At 38.9% G+C, this 2,771-nt stretch carries 2 protein-coding genes and 1 pseudogene; 2 read left to right on the forward strand and 1 reads right to left on the reverse strand.

Features of this window, described 5'->3' with window-relative positions:
- Positions 1 to 251 precede the first annotated feature (251 nt).
- Positions 252 to 488: pseudogene (locus AACT52_RS10430) on the forward strand (hypothetical protein); the annotation flags it as partial.
- Between the two features lie 32 nt (positions 489 to 520).
- Positions 521 to 706, forward strand: coding sequence for a helix-turn-helix domain-containing protein (locus tag AACT52_RS41330; RefSeq protein WP_443216704.1), 186 nt, complete (start codon positions 521 to 523; stop codon positions 704 to 706).
- Positions 707 to 1,059: 353 nt separating this feature from the next.
- Here AACT52_RS41330 and AACT52_RS10435 read toward each other — a convergent pair whose 3' ends face one another.
- Complete coding sequence (locus AACT52_RS10435; RefSeq protein ID WP_073636630.1) at positions 1,060 to 2,382, reverse strand: cytochrome P450; 1,323 nt, start codon at positions 2,380 to 2,382, stop codon at positions 1,060 to 1,062.
- Positions 2,383 to 2,771: the final 389 nt, after the last annotated feature.

Genomic DNA, 2,771 nt, shown 5'->3' on the forward strand with positions numbered 1-2,771 from the left:
TTAATATATGCATTAACTTTATTTATAAAATATAGAGATTTTGGCAGAAAAATCTGCTTGACTCAGATCTTGCACCTCTCCGTAGAACCCAGAGCTTAGTCAAAAGCAGCGCAATAAAGTTACATCGCTTTTCTTAGCTTTTATCGGTAAAACAAGGGTTTTAAGCTTCGTATTGAGTACGGCTGCTTCTCCTTCCCCATTTTCGTAGTAAATTCAATTATGAGGGAAATTTTTGGGTATTCGGAGTGTCGATAGAATTAACTGATTCAGTCAAAAAATTGTTCAAGGAAACAGCAAGCCAACTCAAAGGCGGCGTTTTCAAGCACAAGTTGTAGCAGAGTTAGGTACTGCGACAATTACTAGCTCAAAAAGAGTTGGGGTGGGATATAAATACTATTCGTAAAGGGATTAAAGAATTAACTAGTGGTATTACTTGTGTAGATAATTATTCGGCGAAGGGGCGTTATAAGGCAGAGGAACATTTGCCAAGTCCATTACCTCTAATCACTTAAACGATGTCATAAAGCAAGGCACAGGTAAGACAGCCCGTAGCTTTATAGTTGAGCGTATTCTGTTGGAGGCTAAGAGCCTTTTAACTCATACGGAATTAGATATTGCTGAGATTTCCCATAATTTACAATTTGACGAACCCACCAACTTTAGCAAGTTCTTCAAAAAATATGCTGGCTTGACTTTTGACTTTTGACTTTTGACTTTTGACTTCCCCGAAGGGGCTGACACCCCTGCAATTTCGTAATCAAAAGCAGCTTAAAAATTAATCCTTTGTTATTTACCATTTTATCCACCAATTGTATTACCACCGCCTAGCAAGTAGAGACTACCCTTAAAATGTCATGTCTTTCATCACATCATTCTAATAACATCGTAAATCGCTTTTGAGTCCGCTGTGGAGTACCTTAATTGACGCGCAACTCGTGAGGAGGCTTTTGCTGACTTCAATACAGACGAATATGCCTAGCTATCGACAACATTAGACTTCTTGCAAAAGTCAAAAAAATCGGCATAAGTCATCTTTGGGCTTTAAAAAGCTAAACAGAATCATACTTTGTAGATTTTAACTTTTAGACCAGAGTGAGGATGCAAAATTGGGATAACTTCGAAAGTTAAGTTTTGGTTTGGTAGCAATTCCCAATTATATTTTCTTAATAGATGCGAAGCAAACACTTTAATAAGTGTTTTGGCGAAAGCTATTCCTATACAGCTATGTGTTCCTCCTCCAAATCCAACTAAACTATAGTCTACAGTTTTATTACTTATTTGTTCTGGAGCAAAACGATCTGGGTCAAAGCGCTCTGGTTCGGAGTAAATTCGGCTGTCTTTGTGAGTACCGATCATAGAATACATTACATTCCAGCCTTGCGGTATGTAATAGTCTTTAAATACGAAAGGTTTGAGTACTCTCCGGTAACCTGAGGGGATTGGCGGGTAACAGCGCTCAATTTCTTTTAAAACCCGATCAAGGTAGACCATCTGTTTCAGGTTTTCAAGAGTTAAAGGAGATTCGTTAACTATTTGTTGTTGCTCATCTTTAACTTTCGCCAAAATATCTGGGTGCTGAGCGAGTACCATGCATAAGCTGGTCAACATTGATGCCGTATTAGCAATTGTTCCAATAAAAAGAGAAAAAGCTTGAGATTTTATTTCATCGTCACTCAAACCTTTACCGTTTTCATCTTTTGTTTCCATCAACATTCCCAATACATCTTTGGTAGGCGATTTTCTCCGTAAATCCATAGCTTGTTCGATATAAGCTAGAGTTTGCTTACGGGCTTGGAGAGCTCTACCAAAGGGAGTCCAAGACCAAGGAGTTGGTAACGATAATAGTCCTTTAGTAATTTCTAGAAACCACTGACATAATCGCTCATTATCCTCTCGAGATTTACTTCCAAGCAATAGTTGGCAAGCAATCTCAATCGTCATCTTCCTTAGCTCTGGAAACCAAGTCACGCTTTCCATTTGTTCCCAGGCTCGTAGATAGGTGAGAGAAATCTCTTCAATAGTAGCGAGATAATTGGCAAGCGCTGAACCATGCAAGGTCGGCATCAGCAGCTTGCGACTGCGTCGGTGTTCTTCCCCTTCTTGAAATATAAGAGCCTGCTTGCCAAACAAAGCTTTGAAGTTATCTGGCCAGCCTTCAGTGGAAAAATGATCTGCATGACTGGAAAAAATGAATTGATTGGCTTCATAACCAACCATGACAGCTGTTGGACGATCAAATATTTTAGTTTTAAAAATTGGACCATAGAGTTTTTGCCTTTTCTCGAGAAACTTTGAATCGTTTATCAGACTAAGTGTTTCTCCAAGAAGAGGGAAACCAAAACTACCGGGAGGCAAAGTTTCTTTTTTGTTAGCAAAAGTCATAAAGAAAAAGCCAATATTTTCCTTTCACAAAATAAGAGTGCATCTTTAAAGATAAGAATAGAAGATTCAACTGCATTACAAAGGTAAATTTTTGACCTGATGAGGTTTTTGGGACGGTTGTCGTTTAACCCACGCCAGAGAACTCAGGTAGGTTAGCGATCGCTTCCTCTAATTCCTTGTTTTCACTACCACCGATACTATTACTATCTTTTTTTGTCAACATTTCTTTCTTGCTCGACGCTCTAACAGGTACGTTACTCCAAATAATCAGTGTTCAAATAAACCCCACATTGACACAACTTGTTTCCCGATCAAAACCAACGCAACACTAATTATCACAATCAGCGTCACCTGACCACCAGGAACAAGCGGTTGACTCAAGCTATTCG

Origin of the sequence: Scytonema sp. HK-05 (assembly GCF_963872035.1) — a bacterium.
Lineage (GTDB): Bacteria > Cyanobacteriota > Cyanobacteriia > Cyanobacteriales > Nostocaceae > Kalymmatonema.